Here is a 17199-nt window from a genome sequence, read left to right on the forward strand (position 1 = left end):
AATCGCTTGATTAACGCCTCCATCCAAGAGCCGGGAAATCAAGGCTGGGCTTTCATCTGAAAAAACCGAAAATATATCTTGACAATTTGGCACTGTTCACCAAACATATATTCACAAATAAAATTTTGGCGGCGTTTCGCGCTCAAGGAGGCGTCGTCATGTGTTTAGGGAGTGAAAAATGAAACGCTTGGCATTATTTTCAATCCTTCTACTGACCGCGCTCACGGCTGGGGCGGGGATTTCAGATTATCTTTTGCAAACAGGGATGAAAGCGGCGCTTTACACCAGTGCGATTTGTGAATTTGGCTGGGAATTTGATGGCAGTGCCAGTTTTTATGGCGCTCTTTTGGAAGAAGGGGAATCCGTTTCCAGCAGCCGTTGGTTCGAACGCGGAACAAAATATAACATCTGGGCATATGGGGATGACGACGCCATCGATTTGGACATCCGGGTGGTGGATGAAGACGGAAAAGTGGTTGCCAAAGACTTGGAAAGCGACGCGGCCCCAAATTGCGATTTCCGCCCCAAAAGCTCAGGTTCTTACACGGTAACCATCACGAATCATAGCTCTTACAACGACGTTTTCGTGTTTTGGGGAGTGATGAACGATGCCTCCAGTCCCTACATCAGCAGCGGAGAAAAATGTGTGGACGCGCTGGACAAAATGGTGGAATTTTTCAGCGTTTTAGACGATAATGACGGTGAATATCGGTTTTTCCCGAATCAAACCTTCCTCATTGGCGGAATCATGGAAGAAGATGAAAGCCAGTGCTTTTTCAATTACAGAGCGCCCATCGATACCTATTGCTATTTTATTGGCTTCGGAAGCGACGAGGTAAAAGATTTTGACATCAAGCTCACCGAACAGTGGGATGTGGATTTGGTTGATCCCGATTATGAGGCGGACGACTATCAAATGATTGGAGAAGACAGCGATTATGGCGCCGTTGCCACCATGAACTGCTACCTGGAAGCCTCGGAGTATTACGCCCTCAAATATATGGTTTACAGCTCCCAGGGCAGCGGATTCGTCTTTACGCTCATCCTGGCGGAATAACTGGAACAACTATTGCAGAAAGATTATCGCCTCTTAAAACGCGTCTGAGACGCCTTAAAAGGGAAACCCGGAGGTCGTCACCACCCATACCCAGACCTGCCCGTCATTCCGAGCGGAACGAGGAATCCAGCCCTTGGAGGAACACCGGAGTCATCCGGTCGGGGGTGCCAGATTCATCTGGCACAGTGTTCTTCCACCCAGACTCCGCCCACTACCACCCAAACCCTGAGCTTGGAGGAACACCGGATTCATCTGGCACAATGAATTAAACGATGTTTTTGTCGTTCATTCTTCACCGGATAAATCCGGCAGTCCAAACCGGTTAAAACCGGTGTTCCGACGAGTTGGGATGACGCGTCGGGTTCGGGGATTTCAGCTTGAAGGGCTTTGTAAGGTTGTATTGTTTTAAGGTTTTGAGTCATCGTGTTCCGCGCTGAATTGCTTAAATCCCTAAAGATTGTTGGCGGGAATGTTATTTGGATATATAATATTGTTTTGTGAGCGCGAATCGTGTTAGGGGCGTTTCGGGTTTTGGCTCAGGAAAAATACTTGACGCCAGAGCGACATTCAAAAGAAGCGTATACTGTATGATTTTAATTTAAAAATTAGAGGTTAGTAATGAAATACGATGTGATGATAATTGGCGGAGGACCCGCTGGATTGAGCGCTGCGATTTACGCCGCACGTGGCGGTCTTAAAACTGGTTTGTTTGAAAAAGGTATCATTGGCGGGCAAATCACAGTCACAAATGAAGTGGAAAACTATCCCGGTTTTCCCCAACCTCTTTCGGGGTTTGAGCTTACCGAAATGATGAGGCAACAGGCTGAAATATACAAGGCCCAATTCATCGATGAGGAAGTGACCGCCATCGGAATGGAAGGGATGTGTAAAGTGATTGAAACACCGGAAAACACCTACCGCGCCAAAAGCTTAATCATCTGCACGGGAGCGCATCCACGCCTGTTGAATGTCCCTGGTGAAGAGCGTTTCACCGGAAGGGGCGTATCCTATTGCGCCACATGTGACGGAGCGCTTTATCGCAACAAGGTCGTGGCAGTGGTTGGTGGGGGTGATTCCGCTGTGGAAGAAGCCCTGTTTCTGACCCGTTTTGCCAAAAAAGTGTATATCATTCATCGCCGAGACGAGCTTCGCGCTCAAAAAATCATCCAGGAACGCGCCATCAAAAATCCAAAGATAGAGATTGTTTGGGATACTGTGGTTCAAAAAATTCACGGTGACGAACTGATGGAAAAACTGGAGGTTTATAACCGCCGCACCGAAAAGGTTTCTTTCATCGAGGTGGACGGGGTTTTCATCTATGTGGGAATCCTGCCGAACAACGAGCTCCTGGAATCCAGACTGGAACTGGATAGCGGTGGTTTTGTTCTGACCAACGAAAATATGCACACCAACGTTCCGGGAATTTACGCCGCGGGCGACATTCGCCACACACCTCTGCGCCAGGTTATTACAGCCGCCAGCGATGGAGCCGTGGCTGCCTACAGCGCCGAGAAATGGATTTTGGAAAATTATGATGAAGTGGAAGGGATTGGAGACGACGAAAGTGCTGAGTAGTAACCAAATCCGCAGCGCTTTCATCGATTTTTTCCGCGAGCGAGGACATCAGTTCGTCCCATCCTCACCGGTGATTCCAGAAGACGACCCCACCCTGCTTTTTGCCAACGCGGGGATGAACCAATTCAAGAATATCTTTCTGGGCTTGAAAGAGGCGCCGGTTCGCAGAGCGGTCAACAGCCAAAAATGTATCCGGGCGGGTGGAAAACACAACGACCTGGAAGTGGTTGGCAAAGACGGCTATCACCACACCTTTTTCGAGATGTTGGGAAGCTGGTCTTTTGGTGATTACTACAAAAAAGACGCCATCATCTGGGCCTGGGAGCTGTTGACGGAGGTCTTTAAACTCCCCAAAGACAAGCTTTTCGCCACTGTCCACGACAGCGACCAGGAAGCTTTTGAATTTTGGCGGGATGATACCGATATTGATGAATCCCACATTTTCTATCAGGGAGATGCGGATAATTTTTGGGAAATGGGCGACACCGGCCCCTGCGGACCCTGCAGTGAGATTCATATCGACCTGGGCGAGGCGCAATGCGAGCTGGAAGGTGTGGAACGGCACGTTTGCGGCGTGAATGGAGATTGTGGACGCTTTATCGAGCTTTGGAACCTGGTTTTCATCCAGTATAACCGTGAGGCGGATAAATCCTTGGTTCCGCTGAAGCAAAAATATGTGGATACGGGAGCCGGCTTTGAGAGGCTGGTTCAGGTTTTGCAAAAGGTTCCCAGCAACTATGAAACCGACCTTTTCATGCCCATCATCAATCGAATCGCGGAATTGAGCGGGGTGGAATATTCGCCCGAAACTGGGGTTTCCCACCGTGTGATTGCGGACCACGTCCGCTGTCTCTGTTTCGCGCTCGCCGATGGCGGTTTTCCTTCCAATGAAGGCAGAGGCTATGTTTTGCGGCGTATTCTGCGCCGGGCTTCACGTCATGGACGCCTGCTTGGTTTCGCCGAGCCTTTCATGTTCCATTTGGTGGATTTGGTGAGCTCAATGATGGGGGGACATTTCCCCGAATTGAAGGGCAGGGAAGCCTATATCCGCATGGTGATCAAGGCGGAGGAGGAGCGCTTCAATAACGCTCTGGACAAGGGTTTGGAACATTTTGACGAGATTTTACAGCGCCTGGAGGGAGATGTCATTTCCGGAAAAGACGCCTTCAAGCTTTACGACACCTTCGGTTTTCCTCTGGATTTGACCCTGACCATGGCGGAGGAAAAAGGTTTGAGCGTGGATACCAAAGGCTTTGAAGCGGAAATGGAAGCCCAGCGGGAGAGAGCGAGACAAAGCTCAAAATTCGCCTGGGAGGCTTCGGATGAAGAATGGACGGAGCTTTCAACCCCAAGCCCCACAAAGTTTTTGGGCTATGAACAGAGCTGCGCTATCGCCAAAATCCAGCGCTATCGGCTTTCCCCGGACGGACTTTTGCATTTGCAACTGGACCAAAGCCCCTTCTATGCCGAAAGCGGGGGACAGCTTGCCGATACCGGCTGTATCTTCAACGATGACTTTGAGATGCGGGTCACGCAGGTGAGCAAAAACGATGATTATTTTGTCCATAGCGGTGAACTGGTTCGAGGCGCGGTTTCCGAAAAGCCGGTGACAGCCAAAATCGACCTAAAGCGACGCCACGACATCATGCGCAACCATACCGCCACCCACCTTCTGCACAAGGCTTTACGCGATATTTTGGGAGACCACGTCCAGCAAAAAGGCTCGCTGGTGAGCCCGGATTATCTGCGGTTCGACTTTACCCACATGCGGGCTTTGACCCCGGACGAGATTAGAGAAGTGGAAAAAAAGGTGAACGAAGCCATCCGGGATGACTTGCCTGTGAGCGCGGTTATCAAAGGAATGGAGGAAGCACGTGAAGCGGGAGCCATCGCCCTGTTTGGAGAAAAATACAGCGAAAAGGTGAGAGTGGTGAGCGTTGACGATTTTTCCATGGAGCTTTGCGGCGGAACACACGTTGAATCCAGCGGGCGGATTGGCTTTTTCAAGATTAGCTCGGAAAGCTCGATTGCAGCCGGAATCAGGCGCATTGAAGCCCTCACTGGGCGTGGCGCCGAGGAATTTGTGCAAACCCTGCAAAACCGGATAAAAGGCATGGCTCAGAATCTACAAGTTCCCGAAAAAGCTTTGGAACAAAAGCTGGAGGGGCTTCAGAACAGGGTTTCGGAATTGGAACAGCATTTGAAAAAACTGGAAGCCGGGCAAAGTGGTGCGGAAGCGCAGAAGCTTTTGGGACAGATTAAGGATATGGGCGATTTTCGGCTCTTGAGCGCGGTGGTGGAAGCCGACCCTGCCAAATTGCGTGAACTGGGCGACATTTTGAAAGACAGAGCCAAGGACGCCGTTTCCGTTCTGTTCGTTCGCAATGGAGACAAGGTTTCCATACTCAGCGTGGTGGGAGCGGGATTGAAAGAAAAATTCCACGCCGGGAACATCGTGAAAACGGTTTCCCAGCTTATGGGTGGCAAAGGTGGCGGCAGAGCGGATTCCGCGATGGGCGGAGGAAGCAATCCGGAAAAGATTGCGGAGATACGTGAAAAACTCCCGGAAATCATTCGGGAGATATTAAAACAGGCTAAATAGGAATAGCTTCGGAGGGTTTAAGGCTGTTGAGGCTCACCAGCTCAGGTTCAACATCACCATGGGGGCGTGGTCTTTCATGCCCAGATACACCTGGGCTTGTTTGTCCCGGGCGTTGTAGCGCAAGACGTCCAAGCCGCTGATGAGGTGGTTCACAATCATCACACCCACGGCAACCTTGCCATAATCACGCATATTTTGAGCCTGAGTGCGGATTTGCACGAAGGAGGCACGGTCGTCTTTGCTGTCCCAGTTCCATGAAAGCTCGTCTGGATATATGTTTTCCTCGATGTAAATCTGCTGTTGGTCTGGGTCGTGGGGAAAGAGGTTAATCGCTTCTTCGCGAATCATGGCATTGTATCCACCGGCTTCAAACCCGCTGCTGTTGTAGCGGCTGAGGTCACGCAAATAGGCGTCGCTGTGGTCGCCGGGAAGGATGTGGGCAAATTTCAGGGCGTATTCATAGGATTCGCGTTTTTTGAGGGTGGCTTCCTGGTTGAAATAGAACATACCGGAAATGATGGCGGTTTCAGCCGCCAACATGGCGTAACCGTGGGTTTTACCATGACGAACCTGGGCAAGACCAGGCAGGACAAGCGATTGAGCCATTTGCAGGGCAGTACTTTCAGCGACCAGGGTGGTGCCCAAGACAAGCAGCAGCACCAGCGAAACCAAGTGTTTTATCTGGAAAGGCATTAAAACTCCAATGTATAGTTCAGCATGAGCCCGCCGTTTTCCAAGGGAGAAAAATATACAGGGGTGGGTTTTTGAGAGTCCCTGGAAATGAGGGCGACATCTATCAGGCTGACGAAACGGTTCAACAACATCACACCCAAGCTCAGATTTTGATACATTTTGGTGCTTTGAGTGCGATAACGCAAAGAGCGGTAATGCGCCTGATGTTCGGGGCTTTGCCAAGCCCAGGCTTCATCTTCAGAATAGGTGTTTTCCGCCACATAATCGGCGTAGGCTTGGGGGTCATAACCATATATCAGATAATAGTTTCTGGCGCCCAATATCTGATTGTTGTTGAAGTCGTCACTGCTAAGATATTGTTGTATATGCTGATAGTATTTGTCCGACATTTCATCCGGAATACCGGCGTATGTTTTTGCGTATTGTTGGTAGGAGGAGGTGAGGTTGTTGATTTCCCTGCCCGTTGCCAGCCAGGCTGTGAGAGCCACCAGATCTGCGGCAACCATAATTCCGCCCCGGGTGGTTTTTCCCAAAATGATTTCTCCGCTGCCCGGCATCAAAGCTGACATACTCAGAGGCAGCGCTTTGGATTGCGCGTTTAGCGGGACCGCGAATAAGAGCGATAGCAGGATTATGACTAAGAGAGTGTAACGCATTTAAAACCTGTAGCTTAGGCCCAAGCTGGGGGTGAGGTGATTGTTGCCGCTCAACCCGGTGTAATATTGGAATTCAAGCTTGTTTTGAGCCAGGGAACTGCGGTTGACCTGTCGGGTGAGTCTGGCGGCGTCGATTGCTGCCGCGATATGGTTCACGGCAAGTCCCAAGCCCACATAATTGGCGTAGGCATATTGCTTGTTCGTGTCTCTGCGCATTTGCAGATATTCCTGACGCCACGGGGATGCTGCCAACTCTCCGGGTCCCACAGCATGGGAGGGGTCGAGGTCTCCACCGCTGTTCAGATAGTAGGCGATGTCATAATTCTTGATCCAGCGATTGTGGTGAATCAATGAAGGCTCGCTGTGATGGGGGTTCCAGACCCAGGTGGCATCGCCTGGAATCTGATTCAGATAAAAGCTGCCGGTTCTGGGGTCTGAGGCAAATTGATGATACCAGTCCGCCCAGCCAAACACGTATTTGTTATATTTTCCAATGTCTTCGTAAAAGTGTTGGGTATTTTCATGATCCAGCCGGAAGAAGGTGCCGTCATAGATATCAAGCGTGCCGGGATTGATGTTCATCAACACGGTTTGCACAGCATCCTGGTAGGCTCGACTGTAGCGAGGTCCTTCATAGGTGAAACTATATTCTTCCCCATGCACCGTGTAGTTGAAGGTATGAGTGACGGTTTCCCCGTTGGCGAAATATTCAAACTCATCGGTCATTTTATCGCCCTGAGATTTGAAATATACAATCCCACCGATGAGGCCAAGCTCGATAACCGGGAAAAGGTAGGCGCTGATGGCGCTTGGTTTGGCATAAAACTGTCCGGCTCCAGGTACCAGGGCTGAAAAAATCATCGCCAGGCGGGCGTCTTTCTTCTCAAATTTAACACTGATGATGTCTTGAGCAAGCGCGTCATCGGATTCCTGGAAGATGAGGTCGTCGATATTTTGGGCAAAAGCCGCGCTCAACAGCGCCATACCCAATAAGATTAAAATGGTTTTTTTCACTTCAAAGCCCTTTTGGTCATTTTTCCACGGCGAATTTTATCCGCTTCATATCCTCGCCTTTTTGCAAAACCACGATGTAAACACCGGAAGCAAGGCCGCCGCTATCGAGGGATATATCTCTGCGGAGAATTCCGTTGGAGGGAATGTGATGATTTTGGATCAGCGAACCTTTGATATCGAAGATCCGCAGTTTGATATCTTGATTAAAGTTATCCACGCGCACCCTGAAGCTGTTTTCCCGCACGGGATTGGGGAACACAAAGGCGGTGAAATCCTGGGTTGGAGAAGGCTCATCATCAGGCAAGCTCGCCCAAAAACTTCCGTCCCCCTGGTTTCTGAATCCATTCCAAAGGATGCTAAATTCAAGCACACTTTGAGCTTGAGTGTGAATGAGCGCTTGACCTGATGAATCCACATAGTACCAAACCAAGCTTCTCATTTCGGGTATAACGGAGGTGGGCAAAAGATCCAGCCTGGGTGCGAGGCCAGAGCTTGACGGAAGTGAGCATTGCCACTGGATACCCTCGCCGGGCTGGAACGCAATATGACCTCCGTCTGAAAGGGGAAAATACATCCATCTTTGCGAGAGATGAGCTTGGGAAAAAACGTGTTCACCGGGGCTAAACTCCAGTGGGTAAGCATTGTAGGGAAAATCCTGAAGGAGGGTACCGTCGTGTCTCATGGCGTAGATTCTGTTTCCCGCACCCCAGAAAACGGCTGGAACAACAGTATCTGAGGTGCCTGGAAGCCGGGTAATCCCCATTTGAGTGGGTTTCTGTTCCAAAATGTGGCTGAATATCTTTTGCAGCGTTTCATCTTCGTATTTGTAGATATTGCCGCTGTTTGCCATCAGGAAAAGAATTCTTTGGCTTAGGTCCTGGTTTTGGAGGCAAATCGGTTCGTAATCCCCAAAAGGTTCAGGCAGTTCCATTTCAAATAATACAAGAAGCGTTTCTGGCTCCAGGATAAAGAGAAGGTCCCGGCTGAGCGCCAGCAATTCGTTGCCAAATCTTGCCAAACCATCAACCCTGCCGATATTCACATATTCCTGCCCCACGTTATTCGCAACCAGTCCCAAGCCTTCATCGGTGGCAACATAGACTTTATCGTTCCAAAAAAGTGGAGCTGAGGTGATGGTGGAGGGGAAATTGACAAATCTGCTCTGCAGGGCATCCATGGAAAATTCCACAATTTCCAAGCTGTTATCCCTGGTCACGAGAAGCTCTGTGTAATAGTCTGAATCCTGATACGCAACCACCAGAGCTTGGCTGATTTCACCCGCTTCCCAATCGAAGGGACCCATCAAATCCACCCATTGATTTCCTTCATGGCCGAACAGGGTGATACTGTTTTGACCGAGAACCGGGATAACCAGATTACTGAAGCTGGAATTCATGGTGGGACCAACCATAATCGCGGGTTCAACGGTTTCGAGCCTTTGGCTTCGTTGGAAAAATCCCGCCATGGGTGTCACACTTATCAAGGCACCCGGATCGCCGATTTCATCCAGCCAGATGAACGAACCATTACCTTTGTTATCCCGAAGTGGAGGTTTTGTATCGCTGTTCAGGCGTGGCGTCCATGGCTCCAAGCTCCAGCCATGAAAGAACCCGTTTCCATCCAGAACCGGTTTTTTAGCATTGAAATAGTCATATTGAGTTCCGGTCCAAAACCATGAATTCTCGTTTCCGATGTCCGGCAAATTGTCCGCTTCGATGATTTCCACGCCACGTTTGTGATAGAGCGTATTCACCGAATTATTTTCAAAATTTGAAACAAAGCTGCCATCGGCATCGATATATCCCTGGTTGTAGATTTGGTCTTCATTTATCCGCCAAACCAAAATGCCGCCACCCACACTGGAGCCATCATTTTTCTGGAATGAGGGCAAAAGGTAGTCGTATTCATAGGTGGGCAAATCCTGAGGGTCGTTGATGCCTGTTGGATAAAGGATTACACGATGGTCTTCACTTGCCTTCACCGCCGTGGCGCCGTCTCCATCGGGGTCAACGCTGCGGTTTTCCACCAAAATATACTCGGTGGGCGAAAGCCGGAAGCGCAGGATTTGGGGCTGTGTTAAAGAGCCGTTTTGTTTGTGGCTGCTTGCCCCGAGCTGGATTTGAAAAAACAGTAATTCTTCATCCAGATCAATCAACAACCCGGCATCCTGTAAATCCCGCCCAAAAACCAATTCCCGAGACCAGGCTCCGGGGAGAGTGGGCAGGCCGCCTTCCAAAAGCACGTAGGAACCGTCATCCAATTGATCCATCAAAACCCCGGCGCCGCCGCTGTCCATGATGTCGAACACGCCCACCATTGGCTGCCAATTATATACGTTGTAGAGGTCCTTGAAGCCCAGGGAGTGGCCAAATTCATGCGCCAACACCGCGTTCAAAGCGCCATATCCGCCATGAAAGACGTAGTCCCCCGAATCCTGGGTATAAAAATCCTGTGAGATGGTGGAGGGAACGTTACAGGCGTGTTGAATCAGTGTGTTACCGCCATCCACCACGGCTTCTTTGCCTTCTTCCACCCTGATGAAAAATGAGGGAATATCGGAAGGAGTGTCGCCATCGATATCGTGTTGCCAGTCCGAGCCGGCGTGGATAATCATGAAGTGTCCAAAGCTGCCGAAATTGAGTTCCGGGGATTGAGCGTCCGCGATTTCGAAGGCGTCTTTGAAATACTTTTCCATCCGCGCCACAAACAAACCCGATTCCGCGTTGGGAGGGTTATACCAGCCCATGGTTTCAGGCAGGGTATATGCTCCTGTGGGAGGCCACACTTCATATTGGAGGTCGTAAGACCCAGCCGAAGCCGCCAAATAATAATAGCGGAGGGCTTCCATGTTTTTCAGGAAATAATCTCGGTCGTGGGGTGGGCTGCCGATGGTGCTTTTATAGCTGGGATCAGCTTCCAGGAGGAATTTACCATTTCCGGTGGTGTTGGGGTCATCCGTGGTTTCTTCCTGAAAATCCACCAGAATCACCAGCAGACGATCAAAATTGGCGCTTCTGATGGATGGGGGTGTATCTGCAGCTTTTCTAAGCAGATGTGTGTGGGGATGACGGCGTGGGGGAGAGGCTTCCCAGTGCTTTTTAAGGTCCAGCTTTTGGGCGCTCAAAACACTCAAAAAAGCAACTAAAAGCAAGCTGAAAAAAGTCTTCAGTGTCGCCGCTGAGACAAAGCCACCCCATGCCCGAAAGCATGGGGGGCAATTTTTAGTGGAATTCACTTGTATTTATCGGTAGGGTTTCTTTAAAATTCAAAGCCGAGGGAGAAAACTTTGTTGAAATCAACCAGTTCGCCGGCGGGAACCATGCTGAAGTCGGCTGTGAGTTTGTATTTTTTGCTGAAGGTATATTGGATACCAGCGCCAAAGCTGGGTCCGGTCACGCTGCCGGCGTCATCCAGGAAATATCCGCCTCTCAGGGAGATGAGGTCCAGATAGGTGTATTCCGCGCCGAAGCCATAGATGGTTTCATCCATGTGTTCCCATCCTGTCACAAAGCGCTTCAAGAGAGGATCTTCATTCGCCAAAACCTTGCTTGCCTCAGCGGAAACAAGCAGTTTATTCATGGGCATATCCAGAATCTTGTAAGCGGCTCCCAATCTAACTGTCATGGGCAGCGGGTCGGATTGTTCCTGGTCGATGTAAGTGATATTGGGTCCAATGTTTTGGATGACAAACGAGAGATTTGTGCCGTGGGTGAGGAAATCCTGATATTTGGCGCCTATATCAAAGGCAAAACCAAAGGCTTTTCCATCCGGCTCCGTGGGTTGGCCAGGCCCCAGATAGCTGTACATCAGCTTGAAGTTTGCTCCGACGCCCAGATGTTCCGGGATAACGTCATAGCTGTATCCGGCGTTTGCGGCGAATTCAAAACTGTGGAAGTTGCCGATTTCGTTGTTGTTTTCATCGGTTTGCAACTGTTCTCCCATGTCCAGGAGCAGAATGTGGGCGTTGAAATTGCCCAAACCTTTAAAATACTGGTTCCAGCCCAGATATTCATAATACATGTCATTGAAGCCGGAACCTGCCAGCCAGGGAATGTGGGAGCCGGCAAGCTGGGTTTTACGGTTGAACGCCGTGGCTCCTGGATTCCACCAGGCGGCATAGGCGTCGTCCGCGACAGCAGAGTAGGCGCGTCCCATACCATTGGCGCGTCCACCGGGTTCGAAAGTGAGGGAGAGCATCGAAGCTTGTGAGATGGCTCCCAAGGGCAGGGCAAGCGCCACGATCAGCGCAGCCAGAACCAGCAATTTATACTTATACATTTTACCTCCACATTAGTGGTCACATTTTTTTATCGGTCCGGGTGAAAAATAACCCGATACCATATATATTAACTATGATCCCAGGGGAAACAAACACCCAAAAATCCTCTCAATAACGCCACTGTCACATACGGAACGCAGCTTGTAAAGTAACAACGCGGTTTTCATTCTCCCAAAATGTTTTGGTGCCGAAGGCCGGAATCGAACCGGCACGGACTATAAGTCCGGTGGATTTTGAGTCCACTGCGTCTACCAATTTCACCACTTCGGCACATTTAGTACCTTTTTTCACGCTCTTGAATACTTGTCAAGCAGAATGTGAACATTTTTGCCAAGCCATAATCAATACGGCCTACTTTGAATGTTTGGATTCCCGGGCAATCTCTGCCGCCAAAACAGCCGCCGCCTCATCCAAAGCCTGTTGGGGCGTGAGTTTCCCTTCCTTTGCTCTTTCCAGGGAATGCTTCAGTTCATCCCGTCCCGCAAACCAGGCTGGATGTTGAGGTTCAAAAACCGCGTCGTCCAACTGGGCGTAGATGGCTTTAAACTGGGGGTATGTATCCAGAAAGTCAATGATGGTCTTGGTTTTCATGGCGCTTTTACGCAGAGGCATATAGCAGGTGCGAGCGCTCCATTTGGCTGTTTGCTCTGTATCGGTGAACCATTTGATGAATTCCCAGGCGGCTTGTTCACGTTTGGGATTTCCACTTTTGAAAATTACGATATTCGCGCCGCTGATGGCGCTTTTACGGGTTTTATAGACCGGCAGAGGGGCATAGCCAATGTTGAAATTGATGGGCTGTTGGCGCATATAGGTGATGGAAACGCTGGAGCCTTCAAACATCGCCACGGTTCCCGCCATAAAAGCGTTTTGCCCATCCAATTCCTTGGTTGCCAGTGCGGTTTTATCCTTGTTCACCAAGCCCAGAGTGTAGTTCAACGCCTCCAAGCCTGCCGGACTGTTCAAGACGGGTCTGTCGTTTTCGTCCATGATGGTTCCACCCGCCTGGTGAATCAGGTTTACAAATTGCCATTCGTTCACGGTGAAATTCGCGCCGTATCTGGCGGGACTGTCCTTGGTTTTGGGGCTGGTCAGAATGCCGCAATATTCCCGGAATTCATCCCAGGTTTCGGGAAAATGGTTGGGATCCAATCCCGCGCGCCAAAAGGCGTCTTTGTTATAGAAGTAGGCACGCACACTTTTATTGAATGGAAATGACCACTTTTTCCCCTGATAGGTGATGGAATTCATGAACACGGGATAAAAATCATCCAGTTCTTCGGGAGTGAAATCCGCATCATTTGCCAAAAGGCTATCAATGCTCACCAACACGTCATCCTGTTGATATTTGGCTGCCCAGGATTCAAAAACTTGGGCGAGGTCTGGCTGTTTTCCCACCTGCAGGGACGCTGAAAGCTTTTGCTGAAGGGCGTTGTAGCTGCTGATGGGATTCGCGACGACCTCAATGTTGGGGTGCGTTTTGTTGAAATCGATAATCATTTCGTTCAAAACATCACCCAAGGGGCCGCTGAGACCGTGCCAAAAACGAATCTGAACTCTATCGGATCGCGCGGAAGGGCCGCAGCCCACCAAAAAAAGTGTTAAAAGTAGGAGCAGGCTCAAAAATCGCCTCATGGTTCTTTCCTTTAAAGTGTCATTGCGATGCCACAGGACATCCAAGCTTCCATTTAATTCTGCCTCCGCTTTCCAGTCAATCTTTTTTTAGCCTGAAGCTCGATTCCCATAATTTCATTTTTGGCTGAGAAGCTGTCATTTCACTTTTCAAACCCCGAACCGTCATTCCGAACGCCAACTTAGGACAGGTCGGAACACCGGTTTCAACCGGTCGTAGGTGCCAGATTCATCTGGCACAATGTTCTTCCCACCACCCACCTCCACCCACCACAACCCAGCCCCTGAGCTTGGAGGAACACCGGATTCATCCGGTCGTTGGTGCCAGATTCATCTGGCACAATGTTCTTCCGACCACCCAACTCCGCCCACCACAACCCAGCCCCGAAGCGTCATTTCGTTTTTGTTGAATCTTTATGCTTGTCATGGAATTTGATTTTAAAAATATGGTGGAAAGGAAACATCCTTGTCGGGGAACAAGTGATGATGTATTTATAAATTAGCCTTTATAGGAATGAAAATTGCAAACAAATATTCACATAGAGTGTCCCCACCTGAAAACACCTGTACGGGAGAATCCATAACGTTTTAAGCAAGTGATAACCACAATAAAGTTTTGGAAAATCAGGAGAAAGACATGAAAAGGAAAAGCTTCTTTTGGCTGGCATTGATAGTTTTATCGATGCTTTCGACATCGGTTTTTGCCCAGTTCGCCGGAGGTTCCGGCACCGAGAACGACCCCTGGCAGATTGCCACGGCAGATCATTTGAACAATCTGCGCAACTACCTTGGATCGGTGCATCACGATAAGTTTTTCATCCAAACGGCGGATATCGATTTGGGGGTTCCTCCCTACAGCGAGGGCGAAGGCTGGGAGCCGATTGGACAAGAGGATTGGCAAACTCACTTTCAAGGCAATTACGATGGAGCCGGGCATAAAATCAGCGGACTCTATATCGACAGGCCGGATGAGAATTTTCAGGCTCTTTTTGGCGTCATGCGCGGAAGCGTCCGGGATTTGGAACTGGAGGACGTAAACGTGACAGGCGGAACAAATGTCGGCGCTTTGGTGGGAGAAGCCGACGGGGCCGGTGTCATCAGCGGCTGTCACAGTTCAGGATACGTTGAAGGCTATAGTACTGTCGGCGGCTTGGTGGGCTTGGCTAACTATTCCCAAATCATCGACTGCCACAGTTCCGCAACGGTTATGGGGCAGTTACACACGGGCGGTCTGCTTGGGGGAATTGAAGGCGGCAAACTCCTGAACTGCTACAGCTCTTCAACGGTTTGGGGAATGGAGAACACGGGAGGTTTGATCGGAACTGTGTTAAACGATGCCGATATTTCCCACTGCCACAGCAGCGGTGAGGTGACCGGAGAATATAAGACCGGCGGCTTTGCAGGAGAATTTGATTACAAGATTATTGACGAAGAATTTCAGATCTACGCCACCCTCTGTCATAGTTCCGCAGAGGTTTATGGCGTCACGAGTACGGGCGGATTTGCGGGCAGTTCCGCTTTTCCGATGGACTTTTGCCACAGTACGGGAGCTGTAAACGGCCAAATTAAAACCGGCGGATTTGTGGGAGAGAACCTCGTAAGCATCTCAAACTGCTTTAGCACAGGAAGCGTTTATGGCATGCAAGATACGGGTGGGTTTGTGGGATGGAATCAAGGGTTAACCAAAGAATGCTATAGCCAGGGAGAGGTGTGGGGCGAAGAAAATACCGGCGGCTTGGCGGGCAGAACCTCGGGGTTTATCCGAGACTGCTATAGCGCCGCCAACGTTGATGGCAATGACAACACCGGCGGCTTGGCGGGAAAAAATGAGGCCTTCATCCTCACATCATACAGCTATGGGGGCGTTTTTGGTGAAATCCCAACTACGGGCGGTTTGGTGGGAAAAAATCAGCCCAACAACACGCAGATTCTAAGCAGCTATTGGGATATGGAAGCTTCGGCTCAATCCAGCAGCGATGGCGGACAAGGGCGCCTGACGGCGCAGATGGTCTTTCCCCACAGCGATGACAGCTACGTGGCTTGGGACTGGGAAATCTGGGCGCCGGATGCAGAACACAGCATAAACGGCGGCTACCCCTACCTTCGAGCCTTTCACACTGATTCCGGAATTGACGACCCCGTTCCGTCCATCCCGGAAAACATGATCAGCGCATTTCCACAGCCGGCTTTCAAAGCGCCGAGGGTTTCCATCAAAAGCGAAAGCCCTGGAAAGCTCAGCTATGCAATCTATAACGTTCGTGGACAGAAAGTGTATTCCGCGGAGATTTTGGGTTTTGAAAAAGAACAGAGCTTCGAGCTTCCCCTTGAGGCTTGGAAGCGGCTTTCAAATGGGGTTTATCTCTTGAGTTTGGAAAGGGATAAACACAGAATCGCCACGTCCAGGATGGTGGTGGTGAAATAGGATTTTATAAGGAGAAAGACATGAAAAGGAAAAGCTTTTTTTGGCTGGCATTGATGTTTTTATCGATGCTTTCGACATCGGTTTTTGCCCAGTTCGCCGGAGGTTCCGGCACCCAGGACGACCCCTGGCAGGTCGCCACGGCCGAACATTTGAACAACGTGCGGTATTATTTGGGAGTTGCGCATGAAGACAAATACTTTATCCAAACGGCAAATATTGATTTGGGCGTCCCCCCATGGAACGAGGGCGAAGGCTGGGAGCCAATTGGAGGAGTTAACTATCTAAAGAATTTTCATGGCAACTACAATGGAAATGGACACGTGATTTCGGGACTCTATATAAATAGACCCATTGGCAGCTCTCAAGGTCTCTTTGGTAGACTGGAAGGAACCATTCAAAACCTGGGGCTTGCAGACGTTGATGTGACCAGTCATCACTTCGTCGGTGGATTGGCAGGTTCAGCCAATTGGGGCACCCTCTATAATTGCTTTGTTACGGGAAACGTAACCGGTACATCATCTACCGGTGGTTTGGCAGGGTCCGGCGGCTCAATCAGCAACTGTCATAGCGCAGCAAATGTCTCAGGTCAAACATTGGCAGGCGGATTGGTCGGTGTCGACTACTGGGGCACCATAAGCAATTGCCACAGCTCAGGAGAAGTAAACGGTAATGTGACTATCGGTGGATTGCTGGGTCTAGCCTATTCTTGCACCATAAGCAATTGCCACAGCTCAGGAGAAGTAAACGGTAATGTGGCTATCGGTGGATTGGTGGGATCCGGTGGGATTATTTATGATAGCCATAGTACCGCCAATGTTTCCGGAGCTCAACGAGTTGGCGGCTTGATTGGCGTCAACAAGTATTCAATCACATTTTGCTACAGCGACGGGAACGTTTCGGGCAACACCGATGTTGGAGGATTGGTGGGTTCAAATGAAGGAACCATCTGGCATTCCTACAGCACAGGAAACGTTGAGGGTGAAGAACGGGTTGGCGGTCTGGTGGGCAGTAGTGAAAATGTGTTTATGAACTGCTACAGCACCGGGGACGTTACGGGCATCAGCCAATTGGGTGGCCTGATTGGGGTAAACAGTGGACCCATCAAAAATTGCTACAGCAGCGGGGACGTTACGGGGAGTTCAGTTGTTGGCGGCTTGGTGGGGGTTAATCTTGACAATACTGTGCAAGACTGTTTCAGCATTGGAAGCGTGACAGGCGATGTGGAGACAGGCGGCTTGGTGGGCAGGTTTGAATCTGGTTTCATCATCC

Annotated in this window: 11 protein-coding genes and 1 tRNA gene; 5 read left to right on the top strand and 7 right to left on the bottom strand. The window is 50.0% G+C overall.

The window, feature by feature from the left end:
• Nucleotides 1-178: 178 nt before the first annotated feature.
• The 3 genes from GX135_00900 (at nt 179) to alaS (ending at nt 5234) form a co-directional block, all read left to right on the top strand.
• Complete coding sequence (locus GX135_00900; GenBank protein ID NLN84645.1) at nt 179-1057, top strand: hypothetical protein; 879 nt, start codon at nt 179-181, stop codon at nt 1055-1057.
• Nucleotides 1058-1675: 618 nt separating this feature from the next.
• The gene (gene trxB, locus GX135_00905; protein NLN84646.1) at nt 1676-2632 is read left to right on the top strand and encodes a thioredoxin-disulfide reductase; all 957 of its coding nucleotides are present in this window, start codon (nt 1676-1678) and stop codon (nt 2630-2632) included.
• Nucleotides 2622-5234, top strand: a complete 2613-nt coding sequence (gene alaS, locus GX135_00910; protein ID NLN84647.1) for an alanine--tRNA ligase — start codon at nt 2622-2624, stop codon at nt 5232-5234. Before trxB ends, alaS begins: the two co-directional genes overlap by 11 nt.
• Before the next feature lie 33 nt (nt 5235-5267).
• Here the strand turns inward: alaS and GX135_00915 are convergent, their stop codons facing one another.
• The 7 genes from GX135_00915 to GX135_00945 all read right to left on the bottom strand — a co-directional run bounded on the left by GX135_00915 (nt 5268) and on the right by GX135_00945 (nt 13511).
• A complete protein-coding gene (locus GX135_00915) occupies nt 5268-5927 on the bottom strand; it encodes a hypothetical protein (GenBank protein NLN84648.1) in 660 nt (219 codons plus the stop codon).
• On the bottom strand, nt 5927-6583 hold the full coding sequence (locus GX135_00920; GenBank protein NLN84649.1) for a hypothetical protein: 657 nt from the start codon (nt 6581-6583) through the stop codon (nt 5927-5929). The genes GX135_00915 and GX135_00920 overlap by 1 nt, the downstream gene beginning before the upstream one ends.
• Nucleotides 6584-7597, bottom strand: a complete 1014-nt coding sequence (locus tag GX135_00925) for a hypothetical protein (protein NLN84650.1) — start codon at nt 7595-7597, stop codon at nt 6584-6586.
• A gap of 16 nt (nt 7598-7613) precedes the next feature.
• Nucleotides 7614-10721, bottom strand: coding sequence for a T9SS type A sorting domain-containing protein (locus GX135_00930; GenBank protein ID NLN84651.1), 3108 nt, complete (start codon nt 10719-10721; stop codon nt 7614-7616).
• A 134-nt stretch (nt 10722-10855) separates the two neighbouring features.
• The gene (locus tag GX135_00935; protein NLN84652.1) at nt 10856-11875 is read right to left on the bottom strand and encodes a PorV/PorQ family protein; all 1020 of its coding nucleotides are present in this window, start codon (nt 11873-11875) and stop codon (nt 10856-10858) included.
• 183 nt (nt 11876-12058) lie between these two features.
• Nucleotides 12059-12146, bottom strand: a tRNA-Leu gene (locus tag GX135_00940).
• Between the two features lie 81 nt (nt 12147-12227).
• On the bottom strand, nt 12228-13511 hold the full coding sequence (locus GX135_00945; protein NLN84653.1) for an ABC transporter substrate-binding protein: 1284 nt from the start codon (nt 13509-13511) through the stop codon (nt 12228-12230).
• A gap of 634 nt (nt 13512-14145) precedes the next feature.
• Here GX135_00945 and GX135_00950 point away from each other — a divergent pair.
• Both GX135_00950 and GX135_00955 read left to right on the top strand, forming a co-directional pair.
• Complete coding sequence (locus GX135_00950) at nt 14146-15930, top strand: T9SS type A sorting domain-containing protein (GenBank protein ID NLN84654.1); 1785 nt, start codon at nt 14146-14148, stop codon at nt 15928-15930.
• A gap of 20 nt (nt 15931-15950) precedes the next feature.
• Nucleotides 15951-17199: peptidase A26 (locus GX135_00955; protein ID NLN84655.1), on the top strand; the 1249-nt coding region annotated here is incomplete at its 3' end.

It is taken from the genome of Candidatus Cloacimonadota bacterium (assembly GCA_012522635.1).
GTDB lineage: Bacteria > Cloacimonadota > Cloacimonadia > Cloacimonadales > Cloacimonadaceae > Syntrophosphaera.

Excerpts from the sequence above, each read along its gene's own strand:
- GX135_00920 (NLN84649.1), bottom strand. The coding sequence starts at position 6,583 with ATGCGTTACACTCTCTTAGTCATAATCCTGCTATCGCTCTTATTCGCG.
- GX135_00900 (NLN84645.1), top strand. The coding sequence starts at position 179 with ATGAAACGCTTGGCATTATTTTCAATCCTTCTACTGACCGCGCTCACG.
- trxB (NLN84646.1), top strand. The coding sequence starts at position 1,676 with ATGAAATACGATGTGATGATAATTGGCGGAGGACCCGCTGGATTGAGC.
- GX135_00950 (NLN84654.1), top strand. The coding sequence starts at position 14,146 with ATGAAAAGGAAAAGCTTCTTTTGGCTGGCATTGATAGTTTTATCGATG.
- GX135_00935 (NLN84652.1), bottom strand. The coding sequence starts at position 11,875 with ATGTATAAGTATAAATTGCTGGTTCTGGCTGCGCTGATCGTGGCGCTT.
- GX135_00945 (NLN84653.1), bottom strand. The coding sequence starts at position 13,511 with ATGAGGCGATTTTTGAGCCTGCTCCTACTTTTAACACTTTTTTTGGTG.
- GX135_00915 (NLN84648.1), bottom strand. The coding sequence starts at position 5,927 with ATGCCTTTCCAGATAAAACACTTGGTTTCGCTGGTGCTGCTGCTTGTC.